Source organism: Corynebacterium minutissimum, assembly GCF_000805675.1.
GTDB classification, from domain to species: domain Bacteria; phylum Actinomycetota; class Actinomycetes; order Mycobacteriales; family Mycobacteriaceae; genus Corynebacterium; species Corynebacterium minutissimum.
In genome coordinates, this window is sequence record NZ_JSEF01000016.1 from 1 (window position 1) to 21,643 (window position 21,643).

14 protein-coding genes and 3 pseudogenes are annotated in these 21,643 nt (G+C 52.4%); 11 read left to right on the forward strand and 6 right to left on the reverse strand.

Annotated features, from left to right (window positions below; genetic code table 11):
* The coding region (locus NX84_RS09775) for a hypothetical protein (protein ID WP_039676293.1) at positions 1 to 1,237 on the forward strand (1,237 nt) is incomplete at its 5' end.
* On the opposite strand, the gene NX84_RS09780 is transcribed toward NX84_RS09775, so the two are convergent.
* From NX84_RS09780 to NX84_RS09790, 3 genes and pseudogenes are all read right to left on the reverse strand, one after another.
* Positions 1,224 to 1,817 carry a metallophosphoesterase gene (locus NX84_RS09780; RefSeq protein ID WP_039676294.1) on the reverse strand — a complete coding sequence of 198 codons (594 nt, stop codon included), beginning with the start codon at positions 1,815 to 1,817 and terminating at the stop codon, positions 1,224 to 1,226. The two genes, NX84_RS09775 and NX84_RS09780, sit on opposite strands and share 14 nt — an antisense overlap.
* The gene (locus NX84_RS09785) at positions 1,814 to 2,611 is read right to left on the reverse strand and encodes a nucleotidyltransferase domain-containing protein (RefSeq protein WP_039676295.1); all 798 of its coding nucleotides are present in this window, start codon (positions 2,609 to 2,611) and stop codon (positions 1,814 to 1,816) included. Before NX84_RS09785 ends, NX84_RS09780 begins: the two co-directional genes overlap by 4 nt.
* Positions 2,612 to 2,990: 379 nt before the next feature.
* Positions 2,991 to 3,902: pseudogene (locus NX84_RS09790) on the reverse strand (UTP--glucose-1-phosphate uridylyltransferase).
* Between the two features lie 95 nt (positions 3,903 to 3,997).
* Between NX84_RS09790 and NX84_RS12675 the strand changes: the two are divergent.
* Both NX84_RS12675 and NX84_RS09805 read left to right on the forward strand, forming a co-directional pair.
* Positions 3,998 to 5,215: pseudogene (locus tag NX84_RS12675) on the forward strand (IS3 family transposase).
* 419 nt (positions 5,216 to 5,634) lie between these two features.
* Positions 5,635 to 6,843, forward strand: a complete 1,209-nt coding sequence (locus tag NX84_RS09805; protein WP_039676297.1) for an IS110 family RNA-guided transposase — start codon at positions 5,635 to 5,637, stop codon at positions 6,841 to 6,843.
* Positions 6,844 to 7,178: 335 nt separating this feature from the next.
* Here the strand turns inward: NX84_RS09805 and NX84_RS09810 are convergent, their stop codons facing one another.
* Complete coding sequence (locus tag NX84_RS09810) at positions 7,179 to 8,942, reverse strand: DUF262 domain-containing protein (protein ID WP_039676298.1); 1,764 nt, start codon at positions 8,940 to 8,942, stop codon at positions 7,179 to 7,181.
* 283 nt (positions 8,943 to 9,225) lie between these two features.
* Between NX84_RS09810 and NX84_RS13330 the strand changes: the two are divergent.
* The 5 genes and pseudogenes from NX84_RS13330 to NX84_RS09830 all read left to right on the forward strand — a co-directional run.
* A pseudogene (locus NX84_RS13330) lies at positions 9,226 to 9,516 on the forward strand (transposase family protein); the annotation flags it as partial.
* A 172-nt stretch (positions 9,517 to 9,688) separates the two neighbouring features.
* Positions 9,689 to 10,021: a helix-turn-helix domain-containing protein gene (locus NX84_RS09815; protein WP_052319750.1), complete on the forward strand. Its 333-nt coding sequence runs from the start codon at positions 9,689 to 9,691 to the stop codon at positions 10,019 to 10,021.
* Between the two features lie 97 nt (positions 10,022 to 10,118).
* Positions 10,119 to 10,817: an ImmA/IrrE family metallo-endopeptidase gene (locus NX84_RS09820; protein WP_169744714.1), complete on the forward strand. Its 699-nt coding sequence runs from the start codon at positions 10,119 to 10,121 to the stop codon at positions 10,815 to 10,817.
* A gap of 7 nt (positions 10,818 to 10,824) precedes the next feature.
* Positions 10,825 to 11,415 carry a PIN domain-containing protein gene (locus NX84_RS09825; RefSeq protein WP_039676299.1) on the forward strand — a complete coding sequence of 197 codons (591 nt, stop codon included), beginning with the start codon at positions 10,825 to 10,827 and terminating at the stop codon, positions 11,413 to 11,415.
* An 85-nt stretch (positions 11,416 to 11,500) separates the two neighbouring features.
* Positions 11,501 to 12,082 carry a hypothetical protein gene (locus NX84_RS09830; RefSeq protein WP_039676300.1) on the forward strand — a complete coding sequence of 194 codons (582 nt, stop codon included), beginning with the start codon at positions 11,501 to 11,503 and terminating at the stop codon, positions 12,080 to 12,082.
* 9 nt (positions 12,083 to 12,091) lie between these two features.
* On the opposite strand, the gene NX84_RS09835 is transcribed toward NX84_RS09830, so the two are convergent.
* Positions 12,092 to 13,519 carry an APC family permease gene (locus NX84_RS09835; protein WP_039676301.1) on the reverse strand — a complete coding sequence of 476 codons (1,428 nt, stop codon included), beginning with the start codon at positions 13,517 to 13,519 and terminating at the stop codon, positions 12,092 to 12,094.
* Between the two features lie 317 nt (positions 13,520 to 13,836).
* Here NX84_RS09835 and NX84_RS09840 point away from each other — a divergent pair, with 317 nt between their 5' ends.
* From NX84_RS09840 to NX84_RS09850, 3 genes are all read left to right on the forward strand, one after another.
* Positions 13,837 to 15,207 carry a hypothetical protein gene (locus tag NX84_RS09840; protein ID WP_039676302.1) on the forward strand — a complete coding sequence of 457 codons (1,371 nt, stop codon included), beginning with the start codon at positions 13,837 to 13,839 and terminating at the stop codon, positions 15,205 to 15,207.
* A gap of 693 nt (positions 15,208 to 15,900) precedes the next feature.
* Positions 15,901 to 18,036, forward strand: a complete 2,136-nt coding sequence (locus tag NX84_RS09845) for a hypothetical protein (protein ID WP_039676303.1) — start codon at positions 15,901 to 15,903, stop codon at positions 18,034 to 18,036.
* Between the two features lie 13 nt (positions 18,037 to 18,049).
* Complete coding sequence (locus NX84_RS09850; RefSeq protein ID WP_039676304.1) at positions 18,050 to 19,102, forward strand: ATP-grasp domain-containing protein; 1,053 nt, start codon at positions 18,050 to 18,052, stop codon at positions 19,100 to 19,102.
* 710 nt (positions 19,103 to 19,812) lie between these two features.
* Here the strand turns inward: NX84_RS09850 and NX84_RS09855 are convergent.
* Complete coding sequence (locus NX84_RS09855) at positions 19,813 to 21,609, reverse strand: heparinase II/III domain-containing protein (RefSeq protein WP_126297613.1); 1,797 nt, start codon at positions 21,607 to 21,609, stop codon at positions 19,813 to 19,815.
* Between the last annotated feature and the right edge of the window lie 34 nt (positions 21,610 to 21,643).

Sequence of the window (21,643 nt, forward strand, 5' to 3'; positions counted from 1 at the left end):
CCAAAAAGCCACTAGACATCCCGTCCAAAAACATCCTGGACTCCGTGTCCAAAAAGTCGCTAGACATCACAACTCTAGTGGTACCGAAGAGGAATTTTTCACTAGTCTGCTTTCGATTCTCGACAAATCGTCACCGATGGCAAACACTGCGGTCTTCTTTGTCGAGCACCCGAACCCGGATCCTAAGGTGCGACTTTTCAAAACGAGGCTTAGGGAAAGTTATCGCGTTTACTACGGTAATATCGAAAGCGGCGATGTCGAATCCCAAACCCTTAAGCAGTTAGAACACTTTTTGAGTTCGTCAATGCCGGTCGTGCCGGACGGTATCTTGACTTCAAGAGGCCATAACGTAATCAGCCCGTTTAAAAAGATGGAACAAGGCCGCCAACTAATTTCGCTGGGATGCGCTGATCGAGGTCTCCAATTTTTAGAATCCGCAGCAGAAGAAGGTGGGATACCCCAACAAATTGAATTGGCAAAATATTTTCGAAGAAATGGGGCAATCGAGCGTGCGCTTAGACACCTCGAAGAAAAGTGCTGGCCATCCGTTGTCGATCAGGATTTAATCAATTCCGCTGAAGGGGCCACGGTATTAACTGAGCTAGCTAACATAGACCTAGATAGAGAAAACGCTCTTAAGGCTGTTCTTCGAAACAACCGATACCTTGCAGACTATCCACTTGCCGAGATTAAGGCCCCAAGAGAATTTGCGAGACTTCTTGACTGCACAGGACGCGCCTATCATCAGTTAAACAAGAAAAACGAGGAACGCCTTTGCTATCTGAAGGCAGAAGAGCTCAGAAAAGAACTAAATGATCCCGAACAGACTATGCTCTCGCTGATCAATTTGGCGAGACTTGATCTTATGGAACTAGACTTCGATTCCCTGACAAAACGGCTTAGTGAAGCCGGTTCTCTGGAAGTTAGTAGCCTTTCTTCCGGGACTAAGGCTAACTTCCATCTACTGCAGGCCCAGGTCAGCTTCCACCAATTCGGGGATTTCGAGAAAAGTCTCGAGTTTGCAAAAATGTCCTTGGAGATAAACGAATTCGAAATTAACGAAAAAGGCATAGTTTATTCCCTCGCAATGATCGTCCAAGCAGAACTCGCCCTCGATCGAGTTGACTCCGCGAGATGCAATGCCGAAAGAGGGCTAGCTATTAACAAAAGGTTGAAGAACAACTTCGGGATTCGGAAATTTGAAGAATACCTAAATGAAATAACTAAGGCAACGTAGAAAAATAATTAACTTGAAATGCCGGGGCCAACAAAACGGTTAATTTACCATTTGTCATCCCGCATCCAGTGTCTATTCTTATAACCTTTTTCTCGAAAACAGCTCTGTCAACAAGCTTATGGCCGAGGATTGTCACACGGCTAGGATCAGTAGGCCCTTGGTGAGTTGCATACAAGGAATCTGAGCCCCAGTCCCTCACAGTTGATTCCAAGAACTGCTTATGACTTTCTGGGACGAGTGACTGCATTTCAGAAAATACATCCGGCCCAATCTTGCGTCCTTTGAGATAGGATCGCAGGGTGTCAGCCCCTCCAATTTTTAAGAATGCACCTACAGAGCCGGCATTAGTAAGAGCATCAATCATTAATTGATCGTGATTCCCCCTTATGAAGACACACTCACATTTTCCACTAAATTCAATTAGCCTTTCAATCACATCTTTACTATGCGCACCTCTATTTATATAATCACCCAAGAATACACATCGATCAATTTTTCTATACTCTATAAACTCCAGCGCCCTATTGAGAGCATAGATTTCACCATGAATATCTCCGATAAATGCACGCTGCTCAATCATAAAAAGACCGCCTTAACTTCCGCATAGTCACCTATGTTAGGCACGTCACCAAGAGCCATTAACGCCATGGAAATCAACTCTGGTTCTCCACCCCATTCGTTAACAATTAGAGCCTCCAATGAACCATGCTCATTCTGCTCTAGATCGCCAACAAGTTCGACCAATTTTTCGCGACAAAATAGATAATCAACGCTCGATATACCATCCGCAGGATTCGCACTTAACACTGTAGCGAATCGCGGCTGCCCATATCTCTCTGCTAAAATACGTACTGAAAAGCAAGGCCGCCCCTCATCAATAGCTTTCGCATACAAGCAGCTCCTAAGAAGATATCTGGCCTCTCGGTACAGCCCCGGAAGATACCTTTGCAAATCAATCTCGTTAAGGCTCAGAATTTTTCCCAAGTGCCGAGCCTTTGAGAAGACTCTGCCGGTATTAACTTCTCCAAAATTCTCAACTTCGATCTGCAGCTTCCGCTCCGGATCGTATATACAAATGGAGTCTCGTCGCAGATGGTAGCCAAACAGCGTACCTCGAGCCCTATGCAGCTCCTCCGAAGTGTAGATTGCTACGCTCACTTTTCCACTGTTGAGGTTAGTCCCCTCGATAGATGAAAGTACTAGCAGATCCAAATCTGAGCTCTCAACGTAATCCCCCCTGGCGCGGCTACCGTAAACGAGAACGGCCTCAACCTCGGGAGGCAAGAATGGAACAGAGTTAAGAATATTTAATGGTACCGATAGTTCCTCCCTTAAATTATGCAGTAAGATTTGCTGCTCCCGCTCAGTCCACATGCACACCACACTCGATCTTTAACATACTTCTTACTCAATCAGGCTCCCCGGCTAGGGTGCCTAGTTACACATTCGGCGTTTATCTCCAAATCCGACACGAAATCTAGATGGGAACCCTCCGAATTATTTAAACTAGGAAATCAATTCTTTTCCCTTCCATACGCTCAAGTCGGACATATTTCCTGACGGGACCCTCCGATTCAAGATGTTACCCTTTCCAGAAACTACTCTAGTCTGCGCCCACACGTTTGTTAATCTATACATCTGCAGTTTTAGATTTCCATGCGAAAATCAGATCCATTCGTAAGGGGTGTTGATCGCTCATACTCAACTTCCCCACGCAATCGACTCGCGCAATTTCCCGCGTTAGTCTAAGTTTTTACATTTCCTCGTAATGCGGCCGGTACTTCTCCAGAATCTCCTCGAAGTCTCGGAAGAGCGCCGGCCCATACTTCGGGTGGCGCAAACCAAACTCCACGCTCGCTGGAATGAAACCAGCCGGATTACCCAAGTCGTGGCGAATACCGTCGTGCACAACAACGTGGACTGGATGGCCCTCGGAGATGAGCAAGTCGATGGCGTCGGTCAACTGAATCTCCACGCCCTTGCCCGGTTCGATGCGGCGAAGCGCATCAAAAATTGCGCGGTCCAGTAGGTAGCGTCCAGTTGCGACAAGGTTCGACGGCGCATCCTCCACTGCTGGCTTCTCCACCATGCCGACAACCTTCTTGACGGAGTCCTCATCAGTGTTCTCGATATCGAACACGCCATAGTTCGACACGTGCGCGCGGTCCACTTCCACCGCCAGCAAGACTGAACCGCCATGTTCCTGGCGCACACGGATCATCTCACTCATGGCGGCGGTGGGCTCAATGACGTCATCGGGAAGCATGACAGCAAAGTAGTCTTCATCGTCATCGAGCACGGTCTCCGCCTAGCCAACTGCATGGCCCAGGCCCAATGGCTTGTCCTGCACAACCGCTACCGGCTGAATAATCTGCGCGGCACGCTCCACCTTCACCGCCTGCTCGTCCTTGCCACGGGCACGAAGAATCTCCACAAGCTCGGGGAATTCATCAAAGTGCCGCATAACCTCATTTTTGCTAGGCGAGGTCACGATAGCCAGCCGTGTAGCGCCTGCACCCGCGGCCTCCTCAGCGATCATTTCAATGCCAGGAGTGTCCACGACTGGAAGGAATTCCTTCGGGACAGTCTTCGTTGCAGGCAAGAACCGAGCACCCATACCCGCTGCGGGGACAACAACAGTGCGGACGGAAGTGGAATTAGCCATAGGACGATCTTAGAGGACAACACATCAGGCCTCTGTGAGGTTACCCTCGTTTAGTGGACACCCTATTTGTACGGATCTTGTGTCCGTAGGAGAGGATGTTCATTGTGAATCAACAGCGCAAGAAGTACACGCCGGAGTACCGGCGTGAAGCCGCGAACCTGGTAATCGAGTCAGAGCGCCCGATTGCCCATGTGGCTAAGGAAATCGGTGTTTCCGCCGGGCTTTTAGGAAAATGGGTCAAGCTCGAGCGTGAACGCCGAGGAGCCTCAGATGGGATGAGCGAGGCTGATCTCCGGGCTGAGAATGCTCGCCTGCGCCGTGAGTTGGCTGAAGCCAAGATGGATAATGAGTTTTTGTCAAAAGCGACAGCCTTCTTCGCTTTGAGGCAACGCGAGCAGAACAGTTCGAACTAATGCAGCCAGAGCAAGGCAAACTACAGCATCAAACGCATGGCACGACTATTAAAAGTATCTCGGTCTGGATACTACAAATGGGCCCATGCACAGCAGAAACGACTATCCAGAAAAGATAATCGTGCAGCATTTTACGATGATGTTGACCGAAAGATTCATCAGATTTGGAAAGACTCCGATGAGGTTTATGGTGCTCCGCGGATCACCGCAGAACTAACCGAGCGCTACCACATTTCGCTCAACCGTAAGACTGTGGCGAAGCGGATGCGCATGATGGGCATTGAAGGGATTTCACCGCGTGCCTTTGTTCCAGTGACAACGATTCAAGCCAAGCGTAAATCCACGCTCCCTGACCTGGTCAAACGCATGTTTGATACCGGTGAGCTCAACCGGGTGTGGATGTCAGATATTACCTACCTGCGCACCGGTGAAGGCTGGTTGTACTTGTGCGCGGTCCGCAACGGCCATTCCCGCAGGGTACTGGGCTGGGCAATGGATAATGTGCAAGATACAAGCTTGGTTGAACGGGCCCTGCGGATGGCGCACACACTGCGTGGTGATGTTCCTGATGGGCTGGTGTTTCACGCTGACCGCGGAACCCAATTCACCAGCGAGAAGCTCTGGGAGGTATGCCGCAACCTGGGCATTGCTCAGTCTGTGGGGCGTACTGGTGTGTGCTTCGATAACGCGATGGCCGAGTCGTTCTGGTCCACGCTTAAAACCGAATTCTACGACCGTAAGCGCTGAGCGACCCGTGATGCCGCGCGCAAGGCCGTTGCCTACTGGATTGAAGTCGTCTACAACCGCCGGCGCCGACACTCCGCACTCGGGATGGTCAGCCCCGTCGACTTCGAGAACCACGCCGGCTCAATCAACAGCAGAAAAGAAATAGCTGCCTAACCACTAGGTAGCTCCACTACGTGTCCACGATTTGCGGGCAACCCCAGCAAGGTAGAAACGGGTTTCTAAAAGTTCTCACTACTGGGCTCCCCATTACGTTGTTAGCAGTTCCGCTTGAAGGAGCCCAGGATTCGTACTCCTAGCCCCATGCTGGGGCAGGCTATGTTTATCTGCGTTCCTTCTGCCTTGTGGCAGCGGAACTAGTCGCTGGCTTCGGTATGGCTTGTTTTCGTCCCTGTCTGAAAATGATCCGGGGGGTGATGCCGCCGAAGGCAGTGACATACTCCAGACTGCTAATAGGAACCTGACCCACACAGGATGTGTGAGGTCTCAAGTAATGTGGATGCCAGCGTGAAGTATGTCCGACCACCAGCGATGAATTAAGTCTCATACTCGTTCAATTCGCTAGGAGGTCTGGCATGACCTACGACTATGTCATCGGCATGGACGTTGGCAAATACTTTCACCACGCTTGCGTCTTAGATATCGACGGCGCCCAAGTACTATCAAAGCGCATCAACCAAAACGAAAAATCCCTGCGCACACTCTTTTCAACGTTCAGCGCAAACGACCACAAGGTCCTTGTCGTCGTGGACCAGCCCAATAACATTGGGCGACTAACTGTCGCAGTTGCCCAAGATATCGGAATCGACGTGCGCTACCTTCCAGGTTTGGCTATGCGCCAACTCTCACGCATCCACGCTGGTAATGCCAAAACTGATATCCGGGATGCATATATCATCGCCCACGCTGCAAAGAACCTTCCGGAATCCCTCCGCAGTGTCGACCGCGTCGAAGAAGCCTTCCTCCAGTTGAAAGTCCTCAACGGCATCGGCGAAGACTTAGCACGCTCCTACACCAGGCTCATCAATCAGATTCGAAGTGCACTAGTTGGTTGCTACCCGCAATTCGAACAAGCCCTTCGCGGCCAGGTGATCCACCGCAAATGGGTTCTGCACCTACTTGCACGCTACGGCGGGCCGACCAAAATAAAGCGCCTCGGAAAAGCCAAAGCAGCTGCCTTCGCTCGACGCTATAAGGCACGCAATCCCGAGCCCGTCATCGATGCCATATTCGCTGCCATCTCTGAGCAAACAGTCGCCATTGCTGGTGCACAATATGCCGAAATGGGCGTAGCAATGTCGGCGAAGGACGCGCTTTTAAAGCTCGAGCACCGCAAACAAATCGAACAGGAAGTCATCGAGCTCATCAACGACATCCCCCACACTCAAATCCTGCTATCCATGCCAGGAATCGGGCCGAAGACGGCTGCCCAAATTCTCATGACTGCGGGCGACATGTCCGACTTCCCGACAGCTGGGCACCTAGCCTCTTACGCTGGCTTATCACCCCGAACGAATCAGTCCGGAACCTCAATCATGTCGAACTCACTGAACAGAGCTGGCAATAAAAAATTAAAGAACGCCCTATGGCAATCATCCTTTGCATCCATCAGATTCCACGAGCGTTCACGGCAATTCTATGAACGAAAGCGCCGTGAAGGCAAGAGACACAACGCTGCAGTCGTAGCGCTAGCCCGCAGACGGCTCAACGTCCTATACGCCATGATGAGCAACCACGAGTACTACCGCGATACCGACCAATCACAGGAAGTCGAAGCAGCCTAAACCCCAAGAACCAAACAGCCGACTGGGAAACCCCAGTCGGCTAACAGCCATGCAAGAAAACAACACGGCCAAACAACCCCGGCTGAAAAATCAACCCCGGCTAATCCACCCGCGAGGTTGACAAACTATATAGGAACACCCCCCTTGACTGTGCTACCAATGCTGCCCCTAGTAGATAAATCTCACCCGACGTTGATTCTGTCTGGGCAGCAGGGTTGAAGCAGAGTCCTCCGTTTGGGTACTACACTAAGAGAATGGTCGCCTAGACGCCAGTCACCGAAAACGCGGGAATAGCAATTGAGTCGACTGAGCCCCAAGAGTTTTCGTCTAGGATCTTAGGCCTTGGGCCAAATTTCGCATGCAAAATCTTCGAAAACTCCTTGACGTCTCCCAGCCAATTCATTTCCCCATGCACCATCATTAATTGCTTCTAGGAGAACTTCGTCAAATTCTCCCACATAATGCGCAAGCTTAGGAGCTTTTTCCGAGAAACTATTGGGGAGTGTACTGTTCACATCGCCAGGCAAGAGCATCAGATTTCCGAGCTTAAATACCCAACTATTTCGTGGTGTACTTTCAGATTTCCTGGCCTGGGGTTCGATGTGCTCAATAGTCTGCAGCCTTGAAAAGTCGAGAGTCCTAGTCGATTTGCTCGTCTCAATCTCTCGGAGAACGTACCGAACTTTGTAAACATCCTTTTTACGAGTATTAGAATAAACCAACTTTCCAAGCCCAGCTTTGAACTGGAGATCGGTCGCACCCTTCTTTGAGGCACCGTCGCAGAACTCTCGCATGGCTTTACGTAGGTCTCCCGAGTTTTGGGCAAGGTTTACCATAGTGGCAGCTTTGCGATACAGACGCCGGTGCGTGGAAGTCGACCCTTTACCCGCGATGGACCAACGGAATTGGTAATTCTTTATCTCCCTGAGGAAAGCAGTTAAATCAGCGCTTCTCATCCAAGCATCATTTTCAAGGTATTTCCGCATTAGCGCAAGAAGTAGCATCAACGGCTGCGCCGCCCCAGTAACCAAAATCCCGTATAGAGTCCATGAAATCTGGTCGAACTTTTGCTGGTGCCACCTTGACTCAGCAACCAATTCTTTCCACGGTTCTGCCGCCCCACCAGTAACTAAGGTCTTGCCAAAAGCATCGAAAATAGTCGCAGAGCAGACGAATCCCTCAAGAAAATCCTTCGCACGATCTCTCGAGCCAGATCCACTTCCCAAAAATTCCTCAACCGAACGCCGAATTTTCTTTTCTTCGACCGGATCGCCCGCGATTTTGCCATTCTGGGCAATCGAATTCCAGTGATAATACAAGAATTGGCTTAGGTCAATGTTTTCTAATTCGGACTGCTCAACCAGATCAATCGCTTTCACCCACATTTTTTCGTCACCCCGATCAGCACGCTCTGCCAACCGCGAAAATATTGTGTTTTTAACTAGGTCGACAACGGTTAAGCTTTGCCCGCGATCGTTAAGCGTCTCAAATACGCCGAAAGCATCACTTCTGCTATCAGCCCAAACATAGACAGCCTCTGCTCGCACCAGAGAGTCTCGCATTTCGTTTAGAATCGAAATCGAGTCACCCGTTCTCGCCTGCTCAGCATGAATGAGGTGTTCGAATTTCTTCCTTGCCGCAACTTCAAGTGAGTCAGGGTACTCCCCATTTGGATATTGACGGTCCTTTTCGGGAGTGAGAACTGACTCTACCAGCCTATTGTTTGCAGAACCATCGCAATTTTCGAGACGGAAGCGCTCTTTACCATTTAGGTCAATGTATTTTATTAGCGACTCGATTCCACCAACAAGAGCAGTTTCGCCGAGGCGAATATACTCGTCCCGCAAAACGGAGAGCAAGATTAAAGCTGTAGTGATTCGCTGCTGCCCGTCAATAACTTCCCGCTCACCCGACCTCGGCCCACAAACAACCATGCTTCCGAGGAAATGACCTTGCTTATTTTTTCTTAAATCTTCCCAAAATTCCTCGATGTTTAATTCATCCCAAGCGTATCGACGCTGGTAACGCGGGATCACGTGCTGTCCCACTACAAGAATCTCTTGCAGGGGTTTTGTATCTGCTTCAAATTGCATGGTCATCTTTCAGAATTGGACACCCTTCAGACTCCCTTTCCCAAAGGAGCGCGCTGAAGGCTCTGGGACGGGTCTTCGGTCAGACTATCAGGCTAGAGTGATTGAAACCGAGCGTTTTTCTAATTTTCTCTATTTATATTCTTGGGAAAGGGGCTCTTCCAATTTCGGGGTGCGTGGCGGGGTGAGTTAGAAAATGACGGGTTCAGAGGGTCACCGCAACATGTAGGGATCCCTAGTGTGAAGATGAAAGTTCCTGCACAACCATCTAAACCCACCAGGGACCTGTATTGTGAAGCCTACTGGAAACCTCGTCGCCGACACTATCTGCCGTACCGCGGAAATCGGACTTGCCATCACCGGTGCCGCTGATGCCGGACCGCTGACCATCATGGGGTCCACGCCCGTAGCCGTTATCGGCGTGTGCCCGGACTGCGGACAGCCAGGAAAGCTGCGCGACCACTCCACCCGTCGACTCGTTGATCTTCCCGTCGTTGGATACCCCACTAGGCTGCACGTAAAAGTCCCTAGATTCCGGTGCACAGTCACCTCATTTAAGAGAAGGATCTTCCAAGAATCTTTAACCCGCCCTTCCGGTTTAAGAGTGCGTTGATTTTGATTGAGCAGGAGCGGATTCCATTTACGCATGCAAACGCAGCGATTAGCTAAGCTTTCCTCTGATCATCAGACACCCTGAATCATATTGACTCAATTCTGATTCACGTGTTTAATCAAAGTCAACAAGGAGCACCACCATGAACATCCCCACTGACTTCGGCGAGCGCGTCCGTGCGCAGCGTCAGCTGCGCGGTCTCAGCCAGAGAGAGCTTGCCGCTATGACTGATGAACTTCTGTCCCAGCCCACCCTGACCCGCCTTGAAAAAGGCACGGCCACGCCTACTCTCCACCACATCATGGCCCTCGCGTGGGCACTAGGTATCGACGCTGCTGAGCTTGTGGACGCCACCCCACTCTCTAAGCGAGTACGCGTTGCAGCACGTGGTCACGAGACCAAAGTTGAAGACGGAACACAAGCCCTTCTTCCGTATCTCCAGTTACGTGTGAACCTGGATAACGCACATGCCTAATTCGCCAAGCCCTTCGAAACAAGGTGTTGAACTCGCTGCTCGTTTTCGCGCGAAGCACAAGCTTGGGGTCGGCCCAGTCGATGACATAAACGACCTCATGAAGCTTGTTGGTGCTGACTTCATTGTCCTCGACTTACCGGAAGACCTCGATGCGCTGACGCTCCGCGATCCTGGTTCGGGCGCTTTAACCGTAGGGATTGGCACTAGTAACTATCCTTTCCGCCAGCGTTTAACCATCGCGCACGAAATCGGGCACATCGTAGCCGAGGACATCACGGAGGACGGGGCTTCCCTACAATGCGATAAGACGCTTCCCAACGAGACCCGCGCGAACACCTTCGCGCGCTGCGTCCTCTGCCCCGAAGAAGCGTTGCGTGAACTTCCTCAGTACGAAGATCCAGAAGAGCTTTTGTCTGCAGTTGTCCAACGATTCCAGGTTTCTCCTTATGTAGCTGCAATCCAGCTCCATCAAGCAGGTCTCATGTCGAAAGACACTAAAGAGGAACTAAAGAGTCACACCGCCAAGAAGCTCGCCTCCCGCTTCGGATGGAAAGCCACGTATGACCACGCGTGCAAAATTGCGCAGCTGCCACGAGCTTCCGAGAGGCTCGTCGCCGATGCCTACAAGGCATTTGCCCAAGGACTCATCGCGCTGCCAACAGTTGCGTTCGCCGAGCAGGTAACCCCCGAGGAAGTAGCGGACTCAATGTACGCTGCCCCGGGTTCTGTCGGTAAAAACCTAACAGGTCAGCGCGATATTGAGGCCGACTTGGAAGACTTCTTCGCAAACGAGTAGGTTCACCGTGACTAGAAGGTTCATCTTTGCGGACACCAGCGTGTTGCTGAACTTCATCTGCTCCGGCGAGCAGGACCTTCTTCTCAAGTTCGTGGGCAATGACAAACTCCACGTGCCTGCTGCAGTCAACGACGAGATGCACAGAAAGCTAAAAGACACCAGGTTTCAGAGTGGCTCCAATACCTGGTCATCACTCATTGCGCATGGCCACGTGCACGTGCTTGACGACGACATGGATCGCCTCTTCAAACACATCCGCCTATTCGCGGGTCCCCGGTTCTCAATCCAAGGCGGAATGGCAAAGAACCTAGGCGAATACACCGCAATCGCTCACTGCCTGGCACTGCTTGAGGAGGATCCTTCGGTGCTTACCGCCATCATCATCGATGATGAAGAGGCCCAGGAGCTCGTACGCAAGCGACAGGCAGCAACGGTCTTCACCACTGAAGCCGTGCTTCTCCGCTGCGTGCAGCTGGGCATCCTCACCGACCGCGGCGAATCCCGCAAGGTATGGGAGAAGCTGTCCAGGTTCGACGTCCTTGTCCCGTTTGAGCGGACTCGTTTGAACGACCGCTCGGTCTACCGGGACGCGCTGTAAACATCTGACCGTGCTAGCAAGCGCCCCGGCCCCAATGCAATCCAAACTCAGGACATAGAACTTTTCTAGGACTACAGTTTCCGCTATGCATAAACTCTCTTCTTTCACTCTCGCCGTCGCAACGGCATTGACTCTCTCCGCTTGCAGCGACAATGAACCGATCACGTCTTCGGCGCCAGACCCCGTCGCTGCCGAAGAAACAACAACGGCTGAAGAATCAGCTACGGCAGACATCCCCGACAGTGCTTCAACCACCACCGAGGAAGACGACGGCCCCTCCCCCACCCGAGCTAACGAGCAGCAAGAGGAAGAAGCCGGCGAACAGACCATCAACGCCAGCCAGATCGGCGGCGACTGCGGCGTGACGCCAGAGGGCGATGCAATCTTCGCCGGCAGCGCTACCTCTTGTGAGTTTGCCGCAGCCATGTTTGGTCCTGCCAAGAAGGCCAGCTACGCCCTCTACCAAGCAGACCCCACGGTCAATCCCCTTTACACTGCAGACATCACTGCCAAAAGCCCCGTTACCGGTGAGAGCTACCAGCTCACCTGCCAAATTAGCAGCGATTTAACTGGTCTGAGTTGCCGCAAACCTGGTGATAACAGCGTGCTCGCAATCTTCACCTCGGATGCCCGCGACTGGCCGCAGCGTCTGAACACTACCGACTAACCACCCCAGCTATTCCAGAATCAACGATGCCGTCCTCTCCGGCGGCACATCCTTCAATTGACGGCTCTTGACGGCCCACGATGCCAGCCCCAACACAATCCAGACCACCAGCGCGATGAGCGGAGCCGTTCCCAGCATTCCAGGCGAGCCCGGGACAAAGAGCAGTGCCAAGAACCCGATGGAGAGGATGCAACCGGCCAGCGCGAAGTACTCATAGAACTTGTTGGGGGCAATGGGCTTCGGCATCCCGGGGACTTGTCCGGTCCGCGCAATCTTCCAAGCACAGAAGCAGGTATAGAAATACGCCACCGTGATGCCAGCACTGGACATATCCACGACCCACGTCAACGCCGCGCGCCCGAACCATGGGGTCACCAGGCACACCGCACAGACCAAGAGAATCGCGTTGCGCGGTGCGTGTTCCTTGCCCTTCAGCTCACCCAAACGGCGCGGGACCAGGTTCGCCCGACCCAATGTAAACAGCACGCGGCTTGCCGCAGTGTAGAAACCATTGAGGCCCGTCAACACACCCGCGCTCACCGCAACGACCATGAGCACCAAGCCAGCTGGTCCCATTACCTCGCTAATAGCTGCTGCCGGCGGCCATGCCTCTCCTTCGAAAGCATCGTGACGGGTTCCCACAGCGATGGAGGTTGCGAGCATCATCGCCATATAGATAACCGTCGCGACAGTAATCCCCCATAGCAGAAGCCCCAGCGCCTTCCGCGGAGAGAAATTGAACTCGCCTGCCAGCTGCGGAATGGAATCAAAGCCCACGTAGGCCCACGGGGCAAAAGCGATGATGGTCGCCACCGCCGCAGCCGGCGGCACATCTACAGGAAAGGCGGGAGCAAGCTCCGGGCGCTCGGCGACGTAGTAGATCACCATCGACGCCACGATAACCACCACTGCCAGGATCATAAGCACCACGGCAAAGAACTGAAACCGGCCCGAGAGCGCAGCACCCTTGGAGTTCAGCCACGCGAACCCAATGATGAACAACGAGCAGATCGCTACTTCGGGGAGATAGATGGTCCACCCGGCGACGTCGTAAAGCGCGCCCCGCATGACCAATTCAGGGAACGTGACGCGGAAGACGAGCGTGACCGCCGACGCATTCAACGCGACAACACACGAATACCCCAGTGTCAGCGCCCAGCCCGCGATAAACGCATGAGTCCGACCGAGTGCGGCCATGGCAAACGCCACGCCACCACCGGTCAGCGGCAGCGCGCGAATGGTAAAGCCGTAGCTCAAACCAATAATGGCAATCATCAGGCCACCGATGACAAAGCCGATGAGCGTTCCAGCAAGCCCCGCCTTCTGCATCCAGTCGAACGGCAGGATATAGGCACCCCAACCAATCGCCGCGCCTAAAGCCATGGCAAACACCCACGACGGCTTCATCGTTTTCCGCAGTGTCGTATTCTCCGACATCTAGTTTCACTCCAGACAATTCACCTCGAGCGCCAAGACCTTGCGGACGATCCCAGCGCGTGTTTCTGGCAAGTCTAGAGATTCTTGACTAGAGGTGCTGCAAGTCTACTTGACTTCTTAATTAAACACACTCTACCACTTGATTTTCTGGTGGTAGAGATCACCCAAACGCTGAACAGTACACAAGATTTTCGCCTAGCCACGCAGGGCATGCTTTACGACGCTTCTCCCTTCAGTTGCTATGTATTCGCTCCCTCCCAGCGCCCTCACGCAGTAGACTTCAAAGTCGTCTCATTCGTATGCACTAAGGATCTCTCATGCGCCGACCATCCCGCACCGGCAAAGCCCTAGTGGCCCTTGCCCTCACTGCTTCGCTTACCACCGCGCAGGTTTCCGCGCCTGCGCCCGCGCAAGCTCAGCAACTGCCTGCCTTCCAAATGCCTACCCTGCCCCAATTCAACGAGGAGCAGGTCCGGCAAGCTATCACCGCACTAGTGGCGCTTGCTGCAGGTATTGGCGGTTTGGCGCTCCTCGCGGGCATTCTCCCAGGAATCGGTTCTTCCCAAGGCTCTACGCCCAATTCCACGTCGACGGCAAAGCCAACTCCTTCCACGCAGCCAAGCACAACTACTGAACCAACGACCAGCGCAGAGCCGACTACCTCCGCTAAACCGACCACAAGTACTACCCCGGCTCCGACCAATACCGTGGAGCCTTCTCCTAAATACGCGCAGCACGTTGCTGATATCAAGAACCGACTCGCTAAAAGCGAAGATAAGGCACCACTCTGGGCTTGGGCAGCACCACGCGGCCCGCAGCTGAACCTCCCCACCCATGAAGGCAGCGGGCAGGCTACCCATCCTTCCGTTCTCTACTTTGAGAACGGCTGGAATGGTTGGAAATACTGGATGGCTATGACACCGTACCCGGCTAGTGATGAAGGTGCCGAAGACCCCAACGTCGTCGTTTCTAACGATGGATTTACCTGGCAGGTTCCAGACGGACTCACTAACCCCATTGACGACCAGCTGGGCAAGCCCGATCCGCATAACTCCGATACCCAGCTCGTCATGGCTCCGAGCGGCGAAATGTATCTGACGTGGCGCATGGTGGACCGTCCTAACGACAAGACAAACCGCATCTTCCTAGTTAAATCCACCGACGGCGTGCACTGGTCGGAAAAAGAAGAAATCTGGTCCGGCGAACCACAGTTTATGTCTCAAGCACTCGTCTGGACCGGTGAAAATTGGCGCCTCTACGGCGTCGCCAACCACACCGGTGTTCCTAATCGAATCATCTTCTATGAAAGCGTCGACCTGAAGACATGGTCCGCACCTAGGTACCCCTCTGTTGATCCCTATCTTCAGTCGAACGAGCGCTGGTGGCACATCGATGTTCAACGCTACAACGGCGAGTATCTAGGAATCGTGCATATCGTTCCGAGCGCCACCGTACAGAATGGCAACCTGTACCTTATGCGTTCGAAGGACGGCATTAGCTGGCAGCGCTCAGACATCCCGATCATTTCACACGAAGAATCCGGGTACCCAAACCTGTACAAGTCCACGCTCGTTCCCCATGGTAGTGGTGAAGACCTAACCTTCGAGTTGTTCTACTCCGGCTTCAGCAATGGCCGCGCTGACTGGCGGATCAACCGAACCATAGGGGAGCGAATCAGCGTGGACTAAGTGCTCGTCGTCTTCATGCCGCTGCGCCAATTGAAGACATTGGGGCTGTACACAAAGGTAATTTTGGTGTCTACCGCGTGCGGAAAAATGGAGCGCTCATCACCTCGACGGAATCGGCTTCGGTCGTGAACAAATTGATACGCTCTCGGCTGGTGCGCCTAACCGGTGTTTCTAACAAAGGCAAAGGACAACCGCCCATAACCGCTCGCAAGTATAACGTGGCGGCCTAGCGCCTAACCTTAGCCAATCGTGAATTCTTAGCTCAGAGCCCCGCCAAGTTGTGGGCAGCCATTACCCACGTGCACGCGATTAAAGCCTTTGGGTAGGGCCTGACCCCAAAAAGTGGACACGTCGGGGTTAGACCCTCGCGACACTTCAACCCACGATCAATGTGTACGGACTACGTCTACACACGCTTGCGTTCAATGCCGTTCTCGAAACGATAGGTGTGTACTCGGGTAATACGAAACCCTATCGCTAAAACAGGCTGCATCAAGTACGTCGAACGCGTCTTGTAGAATTACATATATCGCTGAGTGGTTTTCCGTCCGTTTCACTCAGCCTAAGCGCACGAGAGACCCCGCAAGCTAACCCAGCTCTCCAGAAATGCACACTCGCATCTTGCAACAACTAAACAAAACTTGAACCAGAGCACCCCGACGACTCTCAACCGAAAACCACACAGGAGTAAACGTGAAGTATCACTCAGACCCCCACCACGTATGCTACGCCTTCGAAGGTTTAGTGGGGGAAGAATCCCAGCCTCTTCTCAAAAACCTAGCCCCCTTTAAACTACGTTTCCTCAACGGCATCTACTACTCCCCTGAGCAATGGATCATTTCCGATGGAGTGAGCGAGCAAAAGGTAGACGCATTATACGACGACGCTGAGTGCTCCGCAGGAGAGTGGCTAGGGGTATTCTCGGACGACTCGGGAAATAGCATCATAAAGGCAGATCCTTTCAGCTACCAGCCTGTTTACTACCGATTTCTCCCGCAACAACGATGCTTGCTCGTAAGCACTTCTCTCGGTGCAATTACACGATCAGCTCAGAAACGTGGAGTCTCCCCCGAACCAGATTGGGCCCAAGCATTAGCAACTGTGGGTACCACACATGCTTGGTCCATCACTATGCAATCTGACCAGACATTTGAAAAGAACACTAGAGCCTTACTTCCCGGCCAAAGCATCCAATGCACGGAAGATAAATGGCACGTAACTCAGCCGACTCTGTTCGAGCCAAAAGACACTTATGACGAGCTTCTTCAGCACGGAATACACAAGGCTATTGGTCAAATTAAGGTAGCTTCCACAATCCCGACAACCCAAAAACAAATAAACCTATCAGGAGGCAAGGACTCTCGAATGGTACTTGCGCTTCTCGCTGAAACAGGACTCATCAACAATTTTTCTGTTACCACGATGAATCCCAAAACTTGGTTGCCCAAATCGTCGCGCCCCTTGTTGTACAAGGATCTTTATTTGGCGAACTATTTAAGAGAAAAGTTTGCCCTCAAATGGACCACCCCCCTAGAGCAGACATACGTCCCTATGGACTTTGAATCCGCGATGTCAGAATGGCAAAATTACAGGTCAAATAGGAACTTTAAACTCCGAATTAACCGCAACCTGTATGTACAACACGGTACAAATCTAGAATTGCGCGGCGCTGCGGGAGAGACATTTCGAGGATTCAACGCTGTTCAGAATCTAATGAAGGCCAACGATTTCGAAAACACCGAGGCTTCCCTAGGCTCCGATACCAAAAAGCTGATCGAACATCTTTATGGCCGCGGATTCGTAAAAAACGACCATCTAGATATCCTCAGCCAGAACCTAAAATCACTTTTCAACCGATTAAATGCAGAGGGTATCGAAGACGCTCTGCACAAGCGATACACCATATTTAGAAATGGATCGCACTTTGGACATGCACGGCACTCCATCTCCCATGGACAGATCCCAATTCTTCCCCTAAGCCAGCCAGAGTTTGTTCAAGCCGCGCAAATACTCCCCCACGACCGAATGCACGTCGGACAGGTTGCATTCGACATCATCGAGAATCTGCAGCCCGAATTAAACGAAATTAACTTCGACGGCGGTTTTTGGGACGAGGGCCTCCTCCCCAAAACTAGGCGTAAGAAGCAGGTATCCTTCGAAGAAAATAGCCAGAACCTCGGCGAGTTCTTCAGCCTCGATCAGGACGCGGTTGAGGCACGGCTCGCGTCCAAAGCTGCCTATGAAAAAAGTAAGAAGGCGGTTCCAGCCTACGAACCACGAATTGAGATCCTCAACAGGATCAAACAGACTTTATTCCAACTCGGAGACTTCAGCGGTTCGACAGATAGATTCTTCAAATACTACCGATTGGAACTTTTGCGGGGCCTCGAAGCCCGTACGATAGCTCCGGGCCCCATGCTCGGCAAACTCGACAGCTTGCTCGAAGCTCTTACGGGTAAATCGCCAGCGACGGAAATCATAGTGCAAAGCGCAAATTGCTCGTCGATTGCCCACTTCCAGGGCAATCTAGAGCCGAGAGGTTTCCTTAGCTCAGTACCGACGCTTCATCCAAGATTCCAAGTACCTATTCAGGTGAGTGGCAATGAGGTCAAGGCGAATGTTCGCATATCAGGAACACTCCCTATTCCGCTCGAATTCAAATTTACACTATTAGAAAATGAGCGCCCTGTAACTGAAACCGGATACTCACCATCAGCATCTGTCGCATTCACACGCCCAGTTGCCGCCTCCAAGGCGAGAATTCGGGTCTTCGCCCGGTATGTTTCCGCTCCGCAAATTATTTTCAAGTTCTACAGCCGATACCTCTAAGGAATGCCACACCGTGAACAAGCACTACTATGAATCGCTCGCCCAGTTTTTGTTAGCCAATGAGCAACTCCTCGAAGGCGGCATCAACGAACAAGAACTCACTACCCCAACCAGAACTGAAATTCGAAATCTTTTCGCGGAGGCCGGCTGGAAAGAACAACCACCACAGCACCGGCCATTTCGAACTGTTTTCACCCCTCCAGGCAACGGTGCACCCGTAAAAATGATTGACGGGAAACTTTTTCGCCATTCTCTCGAGGTTGATTTGATTGCAAAGAATAAGGAACTAACACGAAAATTTCTCGATTCAAACAGTGTACCCCTTCCGACGGGAACCGACTTTTCCAGAGAAGACAAGGAAATCGCACGCCTTTACTTTCAAACCTTTGACGGTCCTTGTGTAACTAAGCCCACAAATTCCGGCGGTTCAAGGGGTGTCACTGTAGGAATTAAATCCAACGCAGATTTTGAAAAAGGATGGGATTTGGCTGTTTCAAGTCCAAATACCAAACGAGTATTGTTGGAGGAGCAAGTCCAAGGCGTAGAACTTCGCCTTTTCGTAATAGATAACGAGGTAGCAGCTGCGGCTGCCAAAGTACAGCCCTTTGTAATCGGTGACGGTAAGACTTCTTTAGAAGCCCTCATTATTAAAGCAAATGAGTCTCGTAGTCTTAACTTTCGCCACCGGCGCCATCCTATAGTTCCTGTAGCTGAGTTCCTTAAACAACAATCCGTAAGCATTGATACAACGCCCGATCTAAATCAGGTCGTTTTCCTGAACCCCTTCACTACGCTTCGAGCAGGCGCTATCAATATTGACGTAACAAGTCACCTTAGCCCCGATGTTTTAAAAATGGCAGTACGAGCGGTGAAGGCAATACCAGGACTTCGGATAGCTGGTGTCGACATCTTGGTAAGCAGTTTAACCCATGCAAATGAAGCGAAAGTCCTCGAAGTCAACACCGCGCCGGCCATTGATATTCATCGTTTCCCGAGTATCGGAACCCCAATTAATCTGCCCGCGCTGATGGTCAAATACTTCACGGACAACCCTCAGGACGCATAGCCGTTATTCAAGAACACCATGCTTTTCTTGCTTTGGACTGCCCGGCATTCCCAAAACCAGTCTTGCAAATTGCCAGCTTACCCAGCGCAATCTCAGCAATCCTGTTAGAACAAGCCCAGAAATCTTCCCGTTGGCACCTGCACTGGCAAGCTGCGGTTTGTCGAATCTACGTCTCGCTTTTCTTTGGAAGAGAAAGGTAAGTGTCCCCCTTCTTCTGAAGCGCCCTGGGCTTAGTTCGATCCTCGGCTAGGAAAGGGTTCGGCACTCTGACCGGAAAGCAGTCCATCAAGCTCGAAGAGAAAGCGACCCATCTGATCATCGAAATGGTCCGCCTGGTGTCTTACTCACTACAGCGCGCCTTTGTGAATGTAGGCGTGCCCCGGCGCATCTCACCCTATCTTTGAGCAAACGAGCGCTGGTGTCACATTGATGTTCAGCGCTATAACGGTGAGTACATTGGCCGCGTGCACAATATCCCGAGCGAAACTGTCCAGAGGGGCAACTTGTACCTGATTCGTTCAAAAGACGGCATCAACTGATAGCGTTCAGACACGCCGGTCATTTCACATGAGGGGTCCGGTTACCCTAACCTCTACAAGTCGGCCCGTGTCCCCACGACAACGGTGCTGATCTCTCACCAGACCTCTTGTATTCCGAATTCAGCGAGTACCGCGTTAACTGACGAATCAACCGTACTATCGCGGGGCGCGTCAGCGCGGAATAAGCCCTCCGTCGGCGTATCCCCGCTCGATCGGCACGGAGAGCGCCCGCACTCTCTGTGCCGCGATGTCGTACTCGAAAAGATAGGTCTTCAACCCACGAACAATACGTAGCGTCCTCTTACCTTGCCCGCTGTCCTTGAAGGTGTACTCCACCTTCTCCTCGGGCCCAGCCACCACAATAGCGGTGAGCAATCCAAAGTCTCGGCTCGCACGTCCAAAGCCCACAGTCCACGTGTCCGTGGGTTGCTCGTTACGGAAAACAATGCCGCGAAGCCCTTCACAGTCTCCTCGTGCCAGATTCACGTCAGTGTGCTCGAAATAGCGCGACCCCTCAATGCCGTAACGGATAAAAACTAACTGCGTTCCGTCAACCACGGAGCGAAACCGGACGGTTTCATACTGCGATCCCACGTACTCAAACTCGGGTGCCACATTCCAGCGTTGCTCTGAGTACTCCACCTTCGACGTAGGCTCCAAACTGTCCGCGACCACAAAAGGACCGCAGTCAGCAAAACAGGCACTACGATTCCACTTCAGGCCCTCCCACGCAGTGTCTTCCAAATCGAATGCAGACCACGTCTCTTCAACCTGGTGACTCACCAACCGTGAAGCCGCGTCAGGGATATGCTCCTTCCCGCGCACCATAAGCACATTGTGTGCTTGCCGGCTCTGCGCGTAATCACGCATCTTCCCCCGTGCATAACCCGGGTGGCCAGCATCCACAATGACATTTCTGCCGCGGTCCCAAAACGTCAGCGACAAATGGTCACAATGACCATGTATCTCACGGGCGGGCCCAAAGCGCAGAGAATAGAAGCTCTCCATGTTTTGTGCCCGGAGTTGGCCAAAACCTGAGCGCCCAAATACATACCCTGCGTCGTAAACCTTGACTCGGGGAATCTCCACGCCAGTCGCGCCATTCGATAGTGCAAATTCCACTGCCCCTCCGCGCACGAACTCAGGACGCCGAGGCATTGAGTCACCAACTTCAACGAATGTGCCGCCTGGGGTCATCGAATGCGCAATGAATTCTTCAAGCGGCTCCTTCTTCGCGCGCAGAGCATCTGCACCTGGTGCCCCAAACAACTCAAGGGCATCAACCGCGGTCTGGCGAAGCCTTTCAATATAATTAGCGTACTCCGGCGCTTGCTCATTAATGGCGCCTTCCTCGTCGATCATTACTTCAAGGCAAGCTTTTGCGCGCTCTGCACCGGTGGTGAGCATCGACTCATTACTCAGCCTATCTCCTACCACCATCAACGCCAGTGCTTGGGAAAGCCCGTGGTTCCAGTAGCCATCAAAATGCTCCAGCAGCCACTTCCCGTGATGCTCGATGGCCTCATGCAGCCATTCGTCTTCAGGGAAGATTTCACTAAGCGCGCTGAGCGACGCTGCCCTAATCGCCACCGCATGCCCGCCCCAAACGTACTCATCGTCTTTCCACTCAGGCGTTACGTGGTTCATTTCCCACCAATTCCACGCCACCGCCCAGACAAACTCTGCGCCGGCTGAAACTTCCTCAGTCCACTCCGACTCAGGAAGCCCCACCGCACGGTCCACTATGAAGTCGATCCAGTTCAGCGAGTGCAAGTAGAAACGCACTGTCGGGTGCAACCGCTGTGCTTCGATCTGGGGCCAGAACGCCTCTTCAGGTTCAAAGAAAACCTCCGGATAAGAATGGATCACAATCATCCCGCTTAACACGCGCGACACCTTGTTGATACGCCCTAAGCCGCCAGAAATAACGATGGGGCGGCCGCGGTTGGGTGAAGTATAAAGCGACAAAACTTTCCTTTCGACGAACTGTCAGAGCTTTCTC

What these genes read in the sequence shown, in the direction of transcription:
- NX84_RS09780 (WP_039676294.1), bottom strand. Translation starts at nt 1,817, where the DNA reads ATGATTGAGCAGCGTGCATTTATCGGAGATATTCATGGTGAAATCTAT.
- NX84_RS09785 (WP_039676295.1), bottom strand. Translation starts at nt 2,611, where the DNA reads ATGTGGACTGAGCGGGAGCAGCAAATCTTACTGCATAATTTAAGGGAG.
- NX84_RS09805 (WP_039676297.1), top strand. Translation starts at nt 5,635, where the DNA reads ATGACCTACGACTATGTCATCGGCATGGACGTTGGCAAATACTTTCAC.
- NX84_RS09810 (WP_039676298.1), bottom strand. Translation starts at nt 8,942, where the DNA reads ATGACCATGCAATTTGAAGCAGATACAAAACCCCTGCAAGAGATTCTT.
- NX84_RS09815 (WP_052319750.1), top strand. Translation starts at nt 9,689, where the DNA reads ATGAACATCCCCACTGACTTCGGCGAGCGCGTCCGTGCGCAGCGTCAG.
- NX84_RS09820 (WP_169744714.1), top strand. Translation starts at nt 10,119, where the DNA reads ATGAAGCTTGTTGGTGCTGACTTCATTGTCCTCGACTTACCGGAAGAC.
- NX84_RS09830 (WP_039676300.1), top strand. Translation starts at nt 11,501, where the DNA reads ATGCATAAACTCTCTTCTTTCACTCTCGCCGTCGCAACGGCATTGACT.
- NX84_RS09835 (WP_039676301.1), bottom strand. Translation starts at nt 13,519, where the DNA reads ATGTCGGAGAATACGACACTGCGGAAAACGATGAAGCCGTCGTGGGTG.
- NX84_RS09840 (WP_039676302.1), top strand. Translation starts at nt 13,837, where the DNA reads ATGCGCCGACCATCCCGCACCGGCAAAGCCCTAGTGGCCCTTGCCCTC.